We start from the raw sequence: 16,934 nt of genomic DNA on the forward strand, positions 1-16,934 counted from the left end.
TTATTGATTGAGCAGTTCTGTAAACTCTTTTTTATGTAAAATAATTTCTTTCTTAGACAATTTGTTGGCTTCGTAAACGATCTTGATGTGTTTAATATCAGCCTTGAAAACCTTTAAGGATACAATCAATCCACTGATAAGTTCATCAATAGTATATTGATAGGTTCCGGTCTTACTGAATGATCTTTCCTTTCCACCAGTGGTTACCAATATATAGACTTCCTTATTTTCAAGAGGGTTTTCTTTTCCGGGCTGTAACCAGTCACGATCGAAAACTTCATCAATCCATAATCTTAAGAGTGGAGGCATTCCGAACCAGATCAGCGGAAACTGAAAAATAAAGCGGTCATAATTAGCTAAACGCTTTCTTTCCCTGAAGGCCGCAATATGAAAGTCAGGATATTCTTCATAAAGATCACGTAAGGTATAATGTTGATGACGAACGTAGAAATTGATGAGCTCTACATTCGAATTGGAGTGCTCCAGATAAGGGTGGGCAAATACTACCAGTGTCTTCTTCATAATCCTGTTTTCAGTAAATATACTGAAAAAATATTGAATAAAAGGTAGTTTTTATGTTGGTTTATTAATTTTTTAATATGTGAAAGTCAAATTAATGTTAATTAAAAGCAAAAAAACACTGTTATTTTAAGTTTTTAAATAAAAAATCAGGTCATTAAGACCTGATCTGTTGATATCCGAATAGAATGTTTGTAAGATTACCATCCTCCGGAAGCACCACCGCCTCCGAAACTTCCGCCACCGCCGAAGCCTCCAAAGCCGCCGCCGCCGGAACTGCCACCACCGAAGCCTCCGCCTCCAAAACTACCTGGGAATGGGAAGAACCCACCAGGATAATTTCTGCGTCCTCTTCGAGTGATAATTACATCATCATCGTCATCATAATTTCCATCTCCACCACGGCCACCACCTCGGTTACCAAAGAGAATAGCAATGATGATAAAAATAACAAAGGCGATAATAAGAACTTTAAGAGCACTGCCATCCCCGGAAGGAGCTGTCGTAGGAACAGGTTTGAATTTACCTTGGACAGCGTCCATAATGGCTGAGGTACCACCGTTGATTCCTTCATACCAAAGCCCTTTTTTGAAGTTAGGCGTAACAATATAATCCAGGATCTGTCCTGCAACAGATGCCGTAAGGTATTGTTCTACGGCACGTCCCTGTTGAATAGACATGGTTCTGTCTTCAGTAGCGATCAGGAAGACTACTCCGTTATCCACTCCTTTTTTTCCGATCTTCCATTGCTGGCCAAACATTGTGGCCAGAAAGTTGACATCTTCGCCTTTGGTGGACTTAATGATAACAACTTCAATTTCTGTGGAAGTAGAATCAGCAAATTTGATGAGTTTATTATTAAGCTCATCTTTTTCCTGTTGAGAAAGAAGACCTGCTTCATCAAAAACAGGGTATAAAACTGCTGGTTTTTCAGGAATGGTATATTGTGCTGATACAAAAGTGTAAAAGCAGAGTAGTAAAAATGAAAATACTATTTTAAGAGAATGTAATTTCATTCGGAAGTTGGTTTGGATTTTCTCCTTCTACAGGAAAATATTTTTTAAGTTCAAGACCTGTTTCAAGAATAGCACTTTTCAGGGCCTTATAATAATTTCCTTTGGCAAATTCAGAGGTGATATAGTCATGCAGATGATCCCAATACGATTGATTTACTTTTGCATGAATCCCTACATCTCCGATAATGGTGAGGTATTTTTTTTCAAAATTGACATGAAAAAGCACAGCATTCCTATCAGTAGTTTTATCCATACACAGTTCTTTGAAAACTTTGAATGCTGTTTTAGCATCACGGTTTTCCGTATTAGAGTCGATATGTACCCTGATCTCGCCTGTAGAATGGTCTTCTGCTGACTGAATCGCTTCCACAAGGGAAGCGATCTGTTGATTTGTAAGGAAATTACCCATTATTATTTGAATACTTCAGGGGCTTTCTGAGCACCTGCATCAGCCTTGAAATAAGGTTTTTCTTTAAAGTTGGTGAAATTCGCCAAAATATTATTGGGAAAAGTCTTGATAGAGGTGTTGTAATCCTTAGCAGCATCGTTATAATAAACAGTTTCTGTTCTGATGCTGTTTTCAATTGCGGTATACTCTCTCTGGAAGTTGATATACTGCTGATCTGCCTTTAAGTTAGGATAAGACTCTACCACAGCCATTAATCTGCTTAATGCACCGGATAATTCTCCCTGTGCTGCCTGGAATTTCGCAAGATCTGCTTCCGTCATATTGGTAGGATCAATGTTGATAGAAGTCGCTTTAGAACGCGCTTCCACAACCTGAGTTAAAGTTTCCTGCTCAAATTTTGAATACGAATTTACAGTTCTTTCCAGATTAGGAATAAGATTGGCTCTTTTCTGATACACGGTCTCTACATTAGACCATTTTGCGTTAACGGTCTGTTCTTTGTTGACAAAGCTGTTATATCCGCTTTTTCCCCAGAAGAATAGGACGGCAACAATAATAAGGAGGGCGATACCAATAGTTCCGGCGCCCAGACATCCTTTATTTTTCATAGTTTATTTTTTTTTAATTTTTTGTGCTAATCAAATATACAAATTATGTGCTAATTTTGTAGAAAATTATATTTGAATGACAACAATAGTGGTGGCAATGGGAGAGAAGAACGAGATTGGTTTTGAAAACCAGTTGCTTTGGCATCTTCCAAAAGATTTAAAACATTTTAAGGACCTTACTTCAGGGCATCCGATTATCATGGGAAGAAAAACGTATGAGAGTATTGGAAAACCACTTCCTAACCGTACCAATATTGTTGTTTCAAGAAAGAAAGATTGGTTTGAAGAAGGGATTCTTATCGTAGGAAGTCTTAAAGAAGCTATGAAGTTTGCTAAGAAGATTGATGAAGAGGTTTTTGTTATTGGAGGCGGAAATATTTATGAGCAAACGATGGATATTGTGGATAAACTTGAGGTAACTCTGGTAAAAGCCGATCTTGAAGCAGACACTTTCTTCCCGAAAATTGATGCGAAAATCTGGAAAAAAACAAATGAAGTATGCCATGAAAAAGACGAAAAAAATGGCTATGATTTTTGTTTCCAAACGTTTGAAAGAATCAAGAAAGAAGGATAAGAAGTCATTAGTCAGTTTTTGATTCATAATGCGGATAGTAAATTACCGACGGATATTAATAATTGACAAGCGCAGCGAATTGACCATTCACTATTGACTTTTTGAACTTTAACCTTTAAATTTATTATCTTTGCACTTCTAAAATTTAATAATGAATAAGAACATAAAAATTGCAGTAGCAGCACTTCTTATCCTTCTGGGACTTTATATGATGATTTTCACAAGAAATCTTGGATGGGGGATTGTTATTTTTCTTTTGGCTGCATTTCCCATTTTACTTTACTTTAAAAACGAGTATATTCTTTTGGCATTCTGGCAATTGAGAAAACAGAATATGGAAAAAGCTGCAGTATGGTTATCAAAAATTACCGACTATAAAGGACAACTTCATAAAACTCAATACGGATACTTCCATTATTTATTAGGCTTAACTCAAGCTCAGGATCATCCCACAAAAGTGGAACCTTTAATGAAAAAAGCTTTGGAGTACGGTTTGAATATGAAGCATGACAGAGCAATGGCTACTTTAAACCTTGCCGCATCTGCAATTTCTAAAGGAAGAAAGCAGGAAGGGCAAAAATTGCTGGAAGAAGCTAAAAGACTAGACAGTGCAGGAATGATGACTGATCAAATCAAAATGATGAAAGATCAGTTGAAAATGCCAACTATGCAGAAACATATGCATAATCCTAATATGAGACAGAGAGGTAAGTTCTAATAAGAAACTACAGATAAAACCAAAAAGCACCTGAATAAGGTGCTTTTTTATTTGTTTTACATTTGAGTTGAGTTACATTTCCGAAGTCTGATCGTAGCCATAAAATTTAGGCATCTGCCAATGATATTTAACGGCAAGTGTTCTGATCCCTACAATCAATAAGATGGTAAAGATCTGTATAAATGTGTAGGAAAGTGGAGTATATTTTGTCATTAATAAAAATGCAGATCCGCCTACAATACATGCTGTAGCATAAATTTCTTTTCTAAAGATCAGTGGAATTCTGTTCAACAATATATCCCGGATAATCCCTCCGAAACAGCCGGTAATAGTTCCCAATCCAATACAGATTAGAGGATGGATCCCAACATTGAGCCCTTTCTGAATCCCAATAATAGTAAATAATCCTAATCCAAAACTATCAAAGATAAATAAAGTGACCTTAAAGTTTTTTTCAAGGGATTTGAATACCATGGAAATAACGCTGGTGATAATAATCAGGGCACACATCAGAAGATCATGCATCCAGAATACGGGAATATCCAGCAGGAGATCCCTTACAGTTCCTCCCCCTACAGAAGTAACAAAGGCAATAATAAGAACGCCAAAAGGATCAAGCCGTTTCTGCATCGCTGCAAAACTTCCTGACATGGAAAACGCAATGGTTCCCAGTACTTCTATGGCAAAATTGAACTGTTCGTGCATATATTATGATGAGTAATGAATAATGAGCAATGAATAATAAAAATTATGCCACTTAAATTTGAGATAATTTAAATTTATATTTGGTCATCACTTTTACAAGTTCTTCACATTCTGATTTTAAATGTAGAATTTTTTCTGGACTTATATATTCTAGTTCTTCAATAATTTCAAGCCAAAGTTGTGTCTCATCAATTTCTTCAACCACAATACAGATTTTAGCAAACTTTTCTTTTTCAGATCTGGCCCTTGAAGTTGCTCTATAATTAGCAGCTACTGAAGTTGAAGATCTGATAATTTGTTTTCTTATTAGTGAAACATCATCAGAATATGGCAATAGAGAAAGTGCTCTAATGATATCAATAGAAAATTTCTTAGTCCTTTCACGGAAAATTTTGTTAAAATCTATACCATCAAAATTACTCATTGCTCATTACCTAATTACTCATTATATCTATCTTTCAACCCTAACGGAATCGGGAACCATCAGTTCATATTCACCTCCGTGGGTAATAATTTCCCTTACGATGCTGCTGCTGATGAATGATTTTCCGGAAGAGGTTAATAAGAATACGGTTTCTAATTTTTTATGAGCTAATGTTCTGTTGGTGTGGGCTATTGCTTTTTCGAACTCAAAATCGGCAGGATTTCTAAGTCCTCTGATAATGTATTGAGCATTCTTTTCAAAACAGTAGTCTACTGTTAAGCCTTCGAATGAATCTACTTCTACATTGGGGAATTCTGCTACAGAGTTTTGAATGAATTCCATTCTTTTCTCAAGAGGAAACATATATTTCTTCTGGGAATTCTGCCCGATGGCAATAATTAATTTATCAAATAGCGGTGCCGCTCTTTCTATAATATCGTAATGTCCTAAAGTGATAGGGTCGAAAGACCCAGGGAAAACAGCAATTTTCATGTTGTATGAGTTATGATTTTGAGTTGTCAATGGAGGTTTGATTTCAAATTTTGTTCAATCATCAACCTCTGATTTCTAACTTTTATGATCTATTTTCTTTTATTTAAAGCTTTTTCAACTTCATTTCCACAAAGATCCATAATGGAAATTCCATAATGTTTGGCCTGTTGAGGAAGAATACTTGCCGGAGAGAATCCTGGGTTGGTATTCATTTCAAGCATATAAGGTATCCCATCCATTAAAATAAATTCACTTCTTGAGAATCCGCTCATTCCAAGAGAATTGTAGGCTCTTTTGGAAATTTCTTCTACTCTTTTTGTAGTTTCTGCATCAATTCTTGCTGGGGTAATCTCTTCAGATGCTCCTTCATATTTAGCTTCATAGTCGAAAAACTCATTGGTTGGAACAATTTCTGTAATTCCTAAAACGATAGTTTCTCCTTTAAAATCGATAACTCCTACAGAAACCTCCATTCCGTTTAAGAAACTTTCGATCAGGATTTCGTCATCTTCTTTGAAAGCAATTTCTGTAGCTGCGATGAGTTCAGATTTTTCCTTTACTTTAGAAATTCCCAGTGAAGATCCGGATTGGTTGGGCTTTACAAAAAGGGGAAGATTTAATTCTTCTACAATTTTATCTACATCGATGTTTTCTCCTTTTCTCAGATAAATGCTTTTGGCTGATGGAATTCCATATTTTGACAATACGGCAAGCGTATCTTTTTTGTTGAAGGTAAGGGCACTCTGGTAGAAATCACAACCTGTGTACTTTTGACCTATGGCATCCCAATAAGCCTGAAGAATACCATTTTCACCAGGTGTTCCGTGGATGATATTGAAACAAGCATCAAATTTTAATGTTTCTCCATTATCTAAGGTGACAGAAAAATCGCCTCTGTTGATCGGGTATTTTTTATCATTTTCTCCTAAAAAATACCATTCATCTTTAAGGACTACTACTTTATATACATCATACAAATTTCTGTCTAAGGAATCGTAGATCAATTGTCCGCTTTTTAAGGATACAACATATTCATCAGAATAGCCTCCCATTACTACGGCAACACTTTTTTTATTCATAACCATATAGTATCAATTAAGGCAAATTTAAACATTTTATGCAATGCAATACGGGAAATCGGGAAATTTTCAAATCAAAAATGAATTGTGTTAAATAAAAAGTCCATTCTAAAATTATTAGCTATATTTGCGGTTATAATTAAAGTATTTTTAAGTATGCTTAAATCACTTTTCAATTGGAAAGTTTTAGTCAATTTAGTAGTGGCAATCGGTGTTTTCGTAGGGCTTGTATGGCTTACGTTCCGTTGGTTAGAGTACCACACTAATCACGGTCAGGAAATTCCTGTTCCTAATGTTGTTAATAAATCTGTACATGATGCTGTTAAAATATTAGATGATACAGGATTGGAATATGAAGTAGACAGTGCCAATTATGACCCTAAATACAGACCATTTCAGGTTTTACAAATCTATCCAGCTCCGGGTTCCCGTGTAAAGGATGGAAGAACAGTGCGTCTTAAAGTGAATCCTAGAACATGGGCTCAGATTGCTGTTCCGGATGTTATCAATAAATATTCAGGACTTGCATTCCAGAGATTGGATCAGGTTGGACTGAAAATTGGCGATACTATTTACGAGCCGAGTATTCAGAAAGATGCTCTTTTAAGAATTTTATATAAAGGAAATGCTGTAAATCCAGGTGCCCGTCTTCCTAGATTCTCCGTAATTGATGTTGTGGTGGGATCAGGGCCGATGAGAAATATTTCCATTCCTAATGTAGTAGGGCTTTCCGTAAAAGAAGCGAGAGCTGTCATTACGAAGAGTATGTTTGAAGTAGGATTGGTAGAACATGAAGATGGTGGTAAGGATGAATCTGATATTATCTATTATCAAGATCCTGCTTCCGGTGATGTTCGTGACCAGGGAATGCAGATTGACCTTTGGGCAAGTAAGAAAACCCCGGCAGAACTGAGAGCAAAAGTGGAACAGCTGAATTCTATTTACCGTATGAAAGTAGACACTTCTCTGCCGCCAGTACGATATGAAGAAGTTCATCATGAACCAAGTTATGAAGCTCCGGTAGTACCTGCACCCGCACCTAGGAGAGAAACTCCAAAGGCGGAAGCTCCGAAAACTGAGACTCCAAAACCTCAGTCTACAACTCCAAAACCGGCAAGTACAGGGACAGAAAAGCCTAAGGCTTCTACAAGTATGCCTGCTACCGGAAATACTGCAAAACCAGCAGCTTCAACTTCTACACAACAGCCTGCTCAAAAGCCAAAGGCTAAGAAAGTAGTCGTAGAATAAATAAAGATTAATAATAAAAATATAGGCTTCAACTGCAAAATGTTGAAGCCTTTTGTGTAAAAAAATAAATACAATGTCAGAAGATAACGAAGATTTTTTAGACGAAGAATTATTAGACTCCAACAGTATTGATAATATCGATATTGATGAGGAAAACAAAGGTTTATATGAACATCTTAATATTACGGTTGATCCAGGACAGGAATCATTAAGAATTGATAAATTTCTTTTAATACACCGTCAGAATTCTTCAAGAAATAAAATTTCTCAAACCTGCAGAGCTGGAAACGTTATAGTCAATGGTGCTGCAGTAAAGCAGAATTACCGTGTAAAACCCGGAGATCAGATCTCAATACTACTAACCCGTCCGCCAAGGGAAAATGTAATTATTCCACAGGATATTCCTATTAATATAGTGTATGAAGATGATGATCTGGTAGTTGTAGATAAAGAGCCTGGTATGGTAGTACATCCCGGACATGGAAACTGGGATGGAACTTTAGTTAATGCTCTGGCATTTCATTTTGAAAAAAATGGCTCAAAATCTGATCTTGACAGGGTAGGACTTGTTCATAGAATTGATAAGGACACTTCCGGACTTCTGGTAGTGGCTAAAAATGAATATGCATTAAGCTTTCTGGCTAAGCAGTTCTTCAACAGGACTACCAAAAGGCTGTATTGGGCTTTTGTATGGGGAAATCCTCAGGAAGAAGAGGGAACCATCAGAGGACATATCGGAAGGCATCCTAAAAATAGAATGCAGATGTCTGTATACGAAGATGGCAGCCATGGAAAACATGCTGTTACCCATTATAAAGTCTTAGAGAGATTTAAGTATATGACCTGGGTAGAATGTAAGCTTGAAACGGGAAGAACCCATCAGATTAGAGCACACTTCAAACATATTGGACATACATTGTTCAATGATGAGCGCTATGAAGGGCATACGCCTTTAAGAGGTGTGAATCTTCCAAAATACAAACAGTTTATTAAAAATGTTTTCGAAATTCTTCCAAGACACGCATTGCATGCACATACCCTAGGATTTATACACCCCACAACAAAAAAGGAATTATATTTTGAAAGCCCAATGCCTAAAGATATGGAGGATGCTGTAAAAAAATGGAGAATTTATTTAGAAAACTAAAAATATATTGAGATTTTTTTTATATTTGTTGAATTGAAATCAAGATTTGTTATGAGAAAACTATATGCTATCGTATGTTTAGCTCTTTTGTCAAATGCATACAAAGCACAAGAATCACTACCATATTATCAACAGTATCTTTTGGATGGTGATTTCCTGTTCAACCCAGCTCAGTACGGTAAAACAGACTACGTACAGCTCAATGCCATTTATCAGAAGCAATTTTCAAAATTCAGCGAATCCCCAAATGTACAATCGGTGGGAATTAATGCAAACATTTTCGATAGAGTTGGTGCTGGTCTTACCATATTCAGAGACAGCAACGGAGCTGAATCTGCGGGTGGTATTACGGCGGGTGCTTCATATTTTATTCCTCTAAGTAGTGAAGGAGACAGAAAAGATCAGTTCTCATTTGGTACAAGTGTAAGTTTGTACAACAGAAATTTTGATTATACTAAAATCAACGTTGAAGAGCAGGGAGATCCTTTAGTAAAAGGAGATCAGCAGAATATTTTCATGGCTTATGCTAACTTCGGTTTGGCTGCTACTTATAGAAACCTTTTTGGAGGTGTTTCCGTAAATGATATTGCATTAGGTAATGATAAACCTATTGTTAACGGATGGGAGCCTTCTCCAATTAAGTTTTTCTTAAACTTAGGATATAACTGGCATATTGCAGATAACATCATGTTAACGCCTGCTGCCATGATTAATCTAAATACGAACTCAACAAGAGTAATGGACTATAACCTAATGGCTACCTTCAATAATGAAGTGAATGCATTCTCTGTAGGGGTAAGTTATAGAGCGGCTCAGAACAGATTTGACAGCCAGCAATTGGAAATTGCTCCGATTGTTAAAGTAAGATTGAACAAAATCATGATTGGAGCTACTTATAACCTAGGTTTGTCTGATATTCAAACGTATGGAGGAAACAGCTTCATGATCGGACTTGGGTATAACTTCGATAACTTTATTAATGTTCGAGGATATAGATATTAATCAATTTAATTTAAATAAATTTGAGCTCTGAATTTTTTCAGAGCTTTTTTTATGATATATATTCACATTCCGTTCTGTAAGCAAAAGTGTAGTTATTGCAATTTCCATTTTTCAACATCTCTTAATTTTAAGGATGAAATGCTTCGTGCGATGAAAACGGAAATACAGCTTAGAAAGCATGAGCTGAAAAGTAAAAGTTTAAAATCGCTTTATTTTGGAGGCGGAACTCCTTCTATTCTTTCAGTGGATGAAATTAATTCCTTAATTGATGAGGTTTTACACGGTTTTAGTTTCGAAAAAGATATTGAAATCACATTGGAAGCCAACCCGGATGATCTGGATAAAAATTTCTTAAAACAACTGGCAGGAACACCTGTTAACCGGTTGTCAATTGGAACCCAGAGTTTCTTTGAAGAAGATCTTAAACTGATGAACCGTGCTCATACCGCTTCAGAAGCAGAAGGATCTATCAAACGTGCTCAGGATTTTGGATTTGAAAACCTAAGTATAGATCTCATCTATGGTTCCCCTACTTCCAATCTGGAGATCTGGAAAGAAAATTTACATAAAACTATTGCTCTGGAAGTTCCTCATATCTCCTCTTATGCTTTAACAGTTGAACCTAAAACAGCTCTTGACAATTGGATATCAAAAGGGAAAGTTAAAAGTCCGAAAGAAGAAGAACAGAACCGTGAGTTCTATTATCTATCTGACTTTTTAAAAGATAACGGTTTTGAGCATTATGAAGTTTCAAACTTTGCAAAACCTGGATTCTATTCCAGACATAATTCAGCCTATTGGAAATATCAGGAATATTTAGGAATTGGCCCTTCCGCACATTCTTACAACGGATTTGATGTGAGAAGCTGGAATATTGCTAATAATCAACAATACATTAAAAAACTCGGTGCAAAGCTCCTAGCCAAGGAAGAAGAAATTCTTTCTAAAGAAGATCAGTTTAATGAAATGATTATGATAGGGTTGAGAACCATTTGGGGGGTAGATATGAAAAGCTTAAAAGAAAAGTTTGATGAGCGGTTCATGGAGCATTTTAAAAATGAGATCAGAAATAAAATGGAAGAAGGTATTTTAATCATAGAAAATGAACATCTGAAAATTCCGGAAAAGCATTGGTTTATGGCAGATGGAATTGCCTCAGACTTATTTATGGTGTAATATGACAAGATGCTTCAACTTTACTCAGCATGGCATGTTTAAAATATAGCTGATGGTTGCATCCAGCATTGAAGCTTCTTAATTATATAGTATATTATACCATATAAATTCATTAATTTTGTATAAAATTTCAGTGTCGTTTGAAAACTAAAAAACAAGATTATTCGCATCTTTCACGCAGCCAGCCTATCGGTATTTTTGATAGCGGAGTAGGTGGTCTTACTGTTGCTAAGGAAATCAAAAGGCTTCTGCCCAATGAAGACCTTATCTATTTTGGAGATACCAAGCATCTTCCTTATGGGGAAAAGTCGAAAGAAGCGATTATAGAATACTCTACAAAAATCACCAATTTTCTGCTGGAGCAAAACTGCAAAGCAATTGTAATAGCATGTAATACAGCTACAGCTAATGCTTTGAATGAAGTAATGCAGTCAGTGGCAGGGAAAGTCCCCGTTATAGACGTTATTAATCCCGTTGCTGAAAAAGTATCTTACGAAATTCATAATAATGTTGGAGTAATCGCTACTAAGGCTACTGTGAACTCCGGATTGTATAAAAAGAGTATCAGGAAGCACAATAAATGGATTAAGGTAGATGAATTGGCAACGCCTTTATTGGTTCCGGCTATTGAAGAAGGATTTAAGAATCATCCGATTACTCATGCGATTATTTACAATTATCTGAGTAATAATAAGCTGAAAAATATTGAAACATTAATTTTGGGCTGTACCCATTATCCATTGTTGATTGATGAGATTAAACAGTATTATGGAAACAGGGTTCGAGTGATTGATTCGCCTAATATTGTAGCCAATCATCTGAAGATTATTCTTGATAAATACAATCTTCTGAATGAAAATAATCCTAAACCGAATTACCATTTCTACCTTTCGGATCTTACCAAAAACTTTGAAAAGATCTCAAAAAAATTCTTCGGTAAAACCATTGATTTAGAATTCAAAGTATTATAAATAAAAAGTCTGCCTCATAAAGAAGCAGACTTTTTTATTAGTCATTGCAAGCGTTGTAAAGCAGTCGCAATTACTGTATATTGCCATAGGTACAGTATAGTTTTAGGTAAGCTTATTATCTATGTTTCTATGTGGTAAAAAATATCATACCACATAAAGTATATTCATATTTTCAAATTATGCTTCCAGGATCACTTTCTCAGCGTTTAATCTTGATTTTGGATTGAATTGAGGCTGGTTGGCATCCGTATCCAGCTTTTCCCCGATTGCAACAGCAAATAATGTTTCATATTTATTATTTTTCAGAATCTCGTCATAGAGCTCAGGTTCTATTCCTTCCATCGGTGTTGAATCAATTCCCATATCTGCACAAGCTGAAAGGAGTACTCCTAATGATAAATATACCTGATGTCCTAACCAGGATTTAACAAAAGCATCTCCTTTGGGCTTTACTCTGGTTCTGTAATAGTTTACAGCACCTTCAGGGAGGTTTTCTTCGATTTGCTTTTCAAAATCTTCAGGATTTTTAAGAACCTGAAAAATAATCAGGTGGCTGCAGTCGATTACTTTTTCTTTATTAATAAAAGAAACCTCTGCTAGCTGTGATTTCAGCTCACCACGATTTACAAAGATAAAATTCCATGGCTGACTGTTGATGGAAGATGGACTTAAGTTCAGGATTTCTTTTAGTTGAGAGATCTGCTCTTCACTGATATTGCCCTGTGGGTTATACTTTTTTACAGTATACCTTGTTTTCATATTGTTTAAAAAGTTCATAATTTTATACTATCATTTTTATAGTTACAAAATTAATTTAAGTTTCTTAACTTTGCAATAACGGTTAAAAATGATAGTATAAAAAATGTATACAATAGATAACAAATCTTACCCTTGCTGTACGAGTGTAACCATGCGATTTATAGGTGGAAAATGGAAGGCTGTCATCTTACACCATCTTATTCATGGTGCCAAAAGATATAACGAACTGAGAAAAGATATTCCTACAATTACAGAAAGAACATTGAGTCTTCAACTTAAACAGTTGGAAGAGGATAATATCATTGACAGAAAAGTATATACAGAAAAACCACCTTTGATGGTAGAATATACCTTAACAGAATTTGGAAAGACATTGCTGCCAGTTCTGGAAGCAATTACCCGATGGGGAATAGATGCTCCTGGGAATTCAAAAAAAATAACCAAGAACTAAAGTTCTTGGTTATCTTCTTTATTCGGATCAAAAAAACTGAAACTCACGTTTCCGTATTTTCTCGTGTCTATCAGGTTTGGATGTTCCAGTTTCATGCGGCTTTGATGCTCTACAATAAGAACTCCGTTTTCTTTCAGGAACTTATTATTCAGAACTAAAGAGATCAATTCATAATATTTTTTCTCTTCCATTTCAAAAGGAGCATCAGAAAAAACGATTTCAAACGATTTTTTGTTTCTGAATTTTTTCAGCCAGTCGAATACATCACCTCTCTGTACATTGATCTGAAGAGCCATGTCAAGTTCAGACGCTGTAGAATTGATGAAGGCTGTGTGTTTTGGATTCAATTCAACAGAAGTTACATCCTGGCATCCCCTGGAAGCAAATTCGAAGGAAATAGAACCGATTCCTGCGAAAAGATCCAATACAGAGATTGACTGCATATCGTATTTATTTTCCAAAATACTGAATAAGGCTTCTTTTGCAAAATCCGTGGTTGGTCTTACTTCAAAGTTCTTGGGAGCGGCAATTTTTTTGGCTTTCCATTTGCCTGATATTATTCTGAACATGTTGTATTAGGGTTTAGGGGGTAGATTATAGGTATATATAAATTTATTTTATCTTACTACCTATCTCTAGTTAAGTATAAAATTCTTATTAGGAATATTGTCAAAAACGATCTTCAGGTTTCTTACAAACTTCTGAAGTTCAGAAATGAACGTTTCATTTTCTGTAGTTTCACCATAAGCGTAAAAGCTGGTTTCATTAATTCCGAAACCTATTTTACTTAATGTAAACATGATGAAATAAAGGAAATCTACCTCAGAATTCACATCCAGATTGTTGTAAAGGATGATCTTCTTATTATCAATGGCAAAAAATTCACACTGATTATGGTAAAGATTGATATGGATTTCCTTGTTATTCTTATTGTGGATAGAGCTTAGAAACTTTTCCCCTGAAAAATTAAAATGTACTGGTATCGCCAGCTCCTTTATTTTTTTATAATAGTGTTTAGGGAAAGTATAATAAAACTGAATGTTGAATTTTTTGTTGATGGAAAGCATCAGCTCTTCTTTTTCTCTATCAGCAGGAGCGTTAAATGAGATCAGATCAAATCCGGCATCATGGTCAGAGAAACCTTCAGGCATCAATGTAAAATGATTCAGTGCAGAAATTACCTGAATTTCATCAAAACGCTGTTTGAGAAGAACTTCATCCAGCTTTTCCTCTATAAGGTTCGCGGGCGTTTCTTCTGTAACGAAATAAGATTTCTCCACCAGAATGTTTTTGTTTTTAACAATCTGATAAATCAATCCGTCTTTGGTAAAAAGTAAATTAAGTACGTTCATATTTCAATTCCTGCAAATTTAGTGAAATTCTACCATTACCGCACCCGATTGATGGTGAAGTATTTCCTTATTATAAAAATCAATATTAACCTGGCTATCCAAAACATCCCGAACCATCCGTTGTAACGTTCCATCCCCAATTCCGTGGACGATTTCCAGCCTCTTTAAATTATTTCTTCTGCAAAATTCGATCACTTCAATCAGTTTTTCCTTTTGAATAAACAGTCTTTCAAAACTATCATAATCATTAGGATTCTTTACCAAATTATGAAAATGCAGGTCTAAAACCAAATGATTTTTCTGATGTTTTTTAGAAATGATCTTTTTAGGCTCCGCTTTTTTTATTACCCGGATATTTTCATAAAGATCAGGATTCTTGGGGACGAGTTTTTCTTTAGGGTATTGATGAGTAAAGCCATATTCATCTTTGAAAACAACAATATTCCCCTTTACGGAAGTTACCACACCGTTTAAATCTTCATCTACTACAGAAACTGTATCTCCGATTTTCATTTTCTTATTTTATACTCTTGAACCAAGCTCAATCACTTCAAGATCTTTTATTTCTTCCCCATCCACTACAAAACGCATCATCGTCCTCACTTTGTGCCAACCTTGTTTTCCACAGGCTCCTGGGTTCAAGTGTAAAAGATTGTTCTTTTCATCATACATTGCTTTTAAAATATGGGAATGTCCTGAGATAAATAATTTAGGAGCTTTTTCCGCAATTTCCTTTTTGGTTATAGGAGTATATTTTCCAGGATATCCACCAATGTGAATCATTAAAACTTCCAGTTTTTCACAGAAAAACCGGTTGACTTCAGGGAATTCAGATTGTATTTTTGAGTTATCTATATTTCCGTATACACCTTTTAAAGGTTTTATTTTTTCCAGCTGTTCAATAACGTCTATGCTTCCAAAATCTCCACAGTGCCAGACTTCATCGGCTTGGGATGCATATTCCAGAATCCGTTCATCGATATAGGAATGAGAATCGGATAGGAGAAGGATTTTTGTCATTATCTAAGGGTTCTTTGGGTAATGTTTTCGTCATATTTTTCTTTGAATATTGCAAGACGATCAGGATTTAGTTCTCCATCCTGATTGATCACTCTTTCTTTGAGTAACCACCTTACCAACTTTTCCATGCCTTTCTTGGAATTCATAAAATTGGCAATTTTTGCTAAGTCAGTAGATTCTACCCTGGTTTTTTCCGTTAGGAAGTTCAGGACAAAATAATCATCACTTACATATCTTGGCGTTTCATTATCCATGTATTTGTACATCAGTACTTCTTCATCATCTTTCATGGAGAAGAAAGAATATTGCGTAAGATTGATCTTTTCTGCTTTTAAAATTTGTTTTCCATCCAGAAGAACTTTATCATCTTTAATGCTTACATCCTGCGATGAATATAAATTACAGCCCGCTATCAATAAGAAGAAAGCGAATAGTCTGTTTATTATCATTTTTTAATGTTTTAAATTACAAATATAAAGAAGCTTTACTAAAATGATTTTGATTGAATTTTATATGGCTACTTAAGGTCTAATAAGAAATATTCTTGGTTCTTCGTATGGAGTCGAGTTTTTTTTCTATGTCTGCACTGAAGACCTTTCTTAGCTTTAATCCGCTTTCAGTAAGCCTGGAAATTACAAAAGTTCCATTCATGCTGTTGTTTGAAGAAAATACAATGGCAATGGTGGTATCTGAAACTTTTTTCCAACTTCCCATATACCGTTCCATTTTTGAGGCTTTTCCTGGAAAATCTTCTTTTGTATCATAACCATTGGCTGATTTACTCAAATTTCCAATGATTTTTCCGTTTTTACTAAATTTTAAACCAGGGGTTTTGGCATCAAAAATATTCTGCTTTTCGTAAGTATAAATGTAGTCATCCAGCTTATTCAGTTTCCAGGTCTGTAAGAGAAAAGGGTCTGAGGTTTTGTCCTGGCTTTTCATAAAACCGGCTGCGAAGAATAACAACAAAAGAAATGGGATCGACTTTTTCATACTTTTAAAATGATTACACTTTAATATTGACAAAATTAAGCTTTTCAATATAAGGCTGAAAGTTTTCCGCTTACAATAAATTTGTCAAAGTCATTTACTATTTTCAATAAATTCTCAAATTGAGACATTTGTTGTTTTGTTGTCATTTTTTTATTTAATTCTTAAAAACATTTTTTTAAATCTTAAAAATTGATTCTTGCCTTGGAAATTGGTGATCGTAAAAACAGATGTATTCACTTTTTGGTGTATTAAATGGGTTTTATTTTTAATT

Annotated in this window: 23 protein-coding genes; 8 read left to right on the top strand and 15 right to left on the bottom strand. The window is 35.2% G+C overall.

The window, feature by feature from the left end:
* The 4 genes from NBX25_RS23790 to NBX25_RS23805 all read right to left on the bottom strand — a co-directional run bounded on the left by NBX25_RS23790 (position 1) and on the right by NBX25_RS23805 (position 2,552).
* Positions 1-522 (bottom strand): NAD(P)H-dependent oxidoreductase, encoded by a 522-nt coding sequence (locus tag NBX25_RS23790; protein ID WP_123908990.1) that lies wholly within the window; start codon positions 520-522, stop codon positions 1-3.
* Between the two features lie 197 nt (positions 523-719).
* Positions 720-1,535 (bottom strand): TPM domain-containing protein, encoded by an 816-nt coding sequence (locus tag NBX25_RS23795; protein ID WP_250255730.1) that lies wholly within the window; start codon positions 1,533-1,535, stop codon positions 720-722.
* Positions 1,516-1,944 (bottom strand): TPM domain-containing protein, encoded by a 429-nt coding sequence (locus tag NBX25_RS23800; RefSeq protein WP_185145600.1) that lies wholly within the window; start codon positions 1,942-1,944, stop codon positions 1,516-1,518. The genes NBX25_RS23795 and NBX25_RS23800 overlap by 20 nt, the downstream gene beginning before the upstream one ends.
* Before the next feature lie 2 nt (positions 1,945-1,946).
* The gene (locus NBX25_RS23805; RefSeq protein ID WP_250255731.1) at positions 1,947-2,552 is read right to left on the bottom strand and encodes a LemA family protein; all 606 of its coding nucleotides are present in this window, start codon (positions 2,550-2,552) and stop codon (positions 1,947-1,949) included.
* A gap of 76 nt (positions 2,553-2,628) precedes the next feature.
* Here NBX25_RS23805 and NBX25_RS23810 point away from each other — a divergent pair, with 76 nt between their 5' ends.
* Both NBX25_RS23810 and NBX25_RS23815 read left to right on the top strand, forming a co-directional pair.
* Positions 2,629-3,126, top strand: coding sequence for a dihydrofolate reductase (locus NBX25_RS23810; protein ID WP_123908987.1), 498 nt, complete (start codon positions 2,629-2,631; stop codon positions 3,124-3,126).
* 151 nt (positions 3,127-3,277) lie between these two features.
* The gene (locus NBX25_RS23815) at positions 3,278-3,844 is read left to right on the top strand and encodes a tetratricopeptide repeat protein (RefSeq protein ID WP_123908986.1); all 567 of its coding nucleotides are present in this window, start codon (positions 3,278-3,280) and stop codon (positions 3,842-3,844) included.
* A gap of 72 nt (positions 3,845-3,916) precedes the next feature.
* Here the strand turns inward: NBX25_RS23815 and NBX25_RS23820 are convergent, their stop codons facing one another.
* The 4 genes from NBX25_RS23820 to NBX25_RS23835 all read right to left on the bottom strand — a co-directional run bounded on the left by NBX25_RS23820 (position 3,917) and on the right by NBX25_RS23835 (position 6,544).
* Positions 3,917-4,549, bottom strand: coding sequence for a trimeric intracellular cation channel family protein (locus tag NBX25_RS23820; protein WP_123908985.1), 633 nt, complete (start codon positions 4,547-4,549; stop codon positions 3,917-3,919).
* 52 nt (positions 4,550-4,601) lie between these two features.
* Positions 4,602-4,973 (bottom strand): four helix bundle protein, encoded by a 372-nt coding sequence (locus tag NBX25_RS23825; RefSeq protein WP_250255732.1) that lies wholly within the window; start codon positions 4,971-4,973, stop codon positions 4,602-4,604.
* 27 nt (positions 4,974-5,000) lie between these two features.
* Positions 5,001-5,465: a pantetheine-phosphate adenylyltransferase gene (gene coaD / locus NBX25_RS23830; RefSeq protein ID WP_047098871.1), complete on the bottom strand. Its 465-nt coding sequence runs from the start codon at positions 5,463-5,465 to the stop codon at positions 5,001-5,003.
* Between the two features lie 89 nt (positions 5,466-5,554).
* Complete coding sequence (locus NBX25_RS23835; protein ID WP_123908984.1) at positions 5,555-6,544, bottom strand: D-alanine--D-alanine ligase; 990 nt, start codon at positions 6,542-6,544, stop codon at positions 5,555-5,557.
* A 156-nt stretch (positions 6,545-6,700) separates the two neighbouring features.
* Here NBX25_RS23835 and NBX25_RS23840 point away from each other — a divergent pair, with 156 nt between their 5' ends.
* From NBX25_RS23840 to murI, 5 genes are all read left to right on the top strand, one after another.
* Positions 6,701-7,792, top strand: a complete 1,092-nt coding sequence (locus NBX25_RS23840) for a PASTA domain-containing protein (protein ID WP_250255733.1) — start codon at positions 6,701-6,703, stop codon at positions 7,790-7,792.
* 73 nt (positions 7,793-7,865) lie between these two features.
* Positions 7,866-8,939, top strand: a complete 1,074-nt coding sequence (locus NBX25_RS23845; protein ID WP_185145598.1) for an RluA family pseudouridine synthase — start codon at positions 7,866-7,868, stop codon at positions 8,937-8,939.
* 51 nt (positions 8,940-8,990) lie between these two features.
* Complete coding sequence (locus NBX25_RS23850; protein ID WP_123859016.1) at positions 8,991-9,941, top strand: PorP/SprF family type IX secretion system membrane protein; 951 nt, start codon at positions 8,991-8,993, stop codon at positions 9,939-9,941.
* 51 nt (positions 9,942-9,992) lie between these two features.
* The gene (gene hemW / locus NBX25_RS23855; RefSeq protein WP_250255734.1) at positions 9,993-11,117 is read left to right on the top strand and encodes a radical SAM family heme chaperone HemW; all 1,125 of its coding nucleotides are present in this window, start codon (positions 9,993-9,995) and stop codon (positions 11,115-11,117) included.
* A gap of 140 nt (positions 11,118-11,257) precedes the next feature.
* The gene (gene murI, locus NBX25_RS23860; RefSeq protein WP_123908981.1) at positions 11,258-12,088 is read left to right on the top strand and encodes a glutamate racemase; all 831 of its coding nucleotides are present in this window, start codon (positions 11,258-11,260) and stop codon (positions 12,086-12,088) included.
* Between the two features lie 177 nt (positions 12,089-12,265).
* Here murI and NBX25_RS23865 read toward each other — a convergent pair whose 3' ends face one another.
* Positions 12,266-12,865: a nitroreductase family protein gene (locus tag NBX25_RS23865; protein WP_250255735.1), complete on the bottom strand. Its 600-nt coding sequence runs from the start codon at positions 12,863-12,865 to the stop codon at positions 12,266-12,268.
* Between the two features lie 85 nt (positions 12,866-12,950).
* Between NBX25_RS23865 and NBX25_RS23870 the strand changes: the two genes are divergently transcribed.
* A complete protein-coding gene (locus NBX25_RS23870) occupies positions 12,951-13,298 on the top strand; it encodes a winged helix-turn-helix transcriptional regulator (RefSeq protein WP_250255736.1) in 348 nt (115 codons plus the stop codon).
* Here NBX25_RS23870 and NBX25_RS23875 read toward each other — a convergent pair.
* The 6 genes from NBX25_RS23875 to NBX25_RS23900 all read right to left on the bottom strand — a co-directional run bounded on the left by NBX25_RS23875 (position 13,295) and on the right by NBX25_RS23900 (position 16,663).
* The gene (locus NBX25_RS23875; protein ID WP_250255737.1) at positions 13,295-13,867 is read right to left on the bottom strand and encodes an RsmD family RNA methyltransferase; all 573 of its coding nucleotides are present in this window, start codon (positions 13,865-13,867) and stop codon (positions 13,295-13,297) included. The genes NBX25_RS23870 and NBX25_RS23875 overlap by 4 nt on opposite strands.
* 66 nt (positions 13,868-13,933) lie before the next feature.
* Entirely contained in the window at positions 13,934-14,650 is a 717-nt protein-coding gene (locus tag NBX25_RS23880) for a DUF3822 family protein (protein ID WP_250255738.1), read from the bottom strand.
* 18 nt (positions 14,651-14,668) lie between these two features.
* The gene (locus NBX25_RS23885) at positions 14,669-15,163 is read right to left on the bottom strand and encodes a DUF8465 domain-containing protein (protein WP_123908976.1); all 495 of its coding nucleotides are present in this window, start codon (positions 15,161-15,163) and stop codon (positions 14,669-14,671) included.
* 9 nt (positions 15,164-15,172) lie between these two features.
* Positions 15,173-15,670 carry a metallophosphoesterase family protein gene (locus NBX25_RS23890; protein ID WP_250255739.1) on the bottom strand — a complete coding sequence of 166 codons (498 nt, stop codon included), beginning with the start codon at positions 15,668-15,670 and terminating at the stop codon, positions 15,173-15,175.
* The gene (locus NBX25_RS23895; RefSeq protein ID WP_123908974.1) at positions 15,670-16,119 is read right to left on the bottom strand and encodes a hypothetical protein; all 450 of its coding nucleotides are present in this window, start codon (positions 16,117-16,119) and stop codon (positions 15,670-15,672) included. The genes NBX25_RS23890 and NBX25_RS23895 overlap by 1 nt, the downstream gene beginning before the upstream one ends.
* Before the next feature lie 79 nt (positions 16,120-16,198).
* Positions 16,199-16,663, bottom strand: a complete 465-nt coding sequence (locus tag NBX25_RS23900; protein WP_123908973.1) for a hypothetical protein — start codon at positions 16,661-16,663, stop codon at positions 16,199-16,201.
* Between the last annotated feature and the right edge of the window lie 271 nt (positions 16,664-16,934).

It is taken from the genome of Chryseobacterium sp. Marseille-Q3244, assembly GCF_940807095.1.
GTDB lineage: Bacteria > Bacteroidota > Bacteroidia > Flavobacteriales > Weeksellaceae > Chryseobacterium.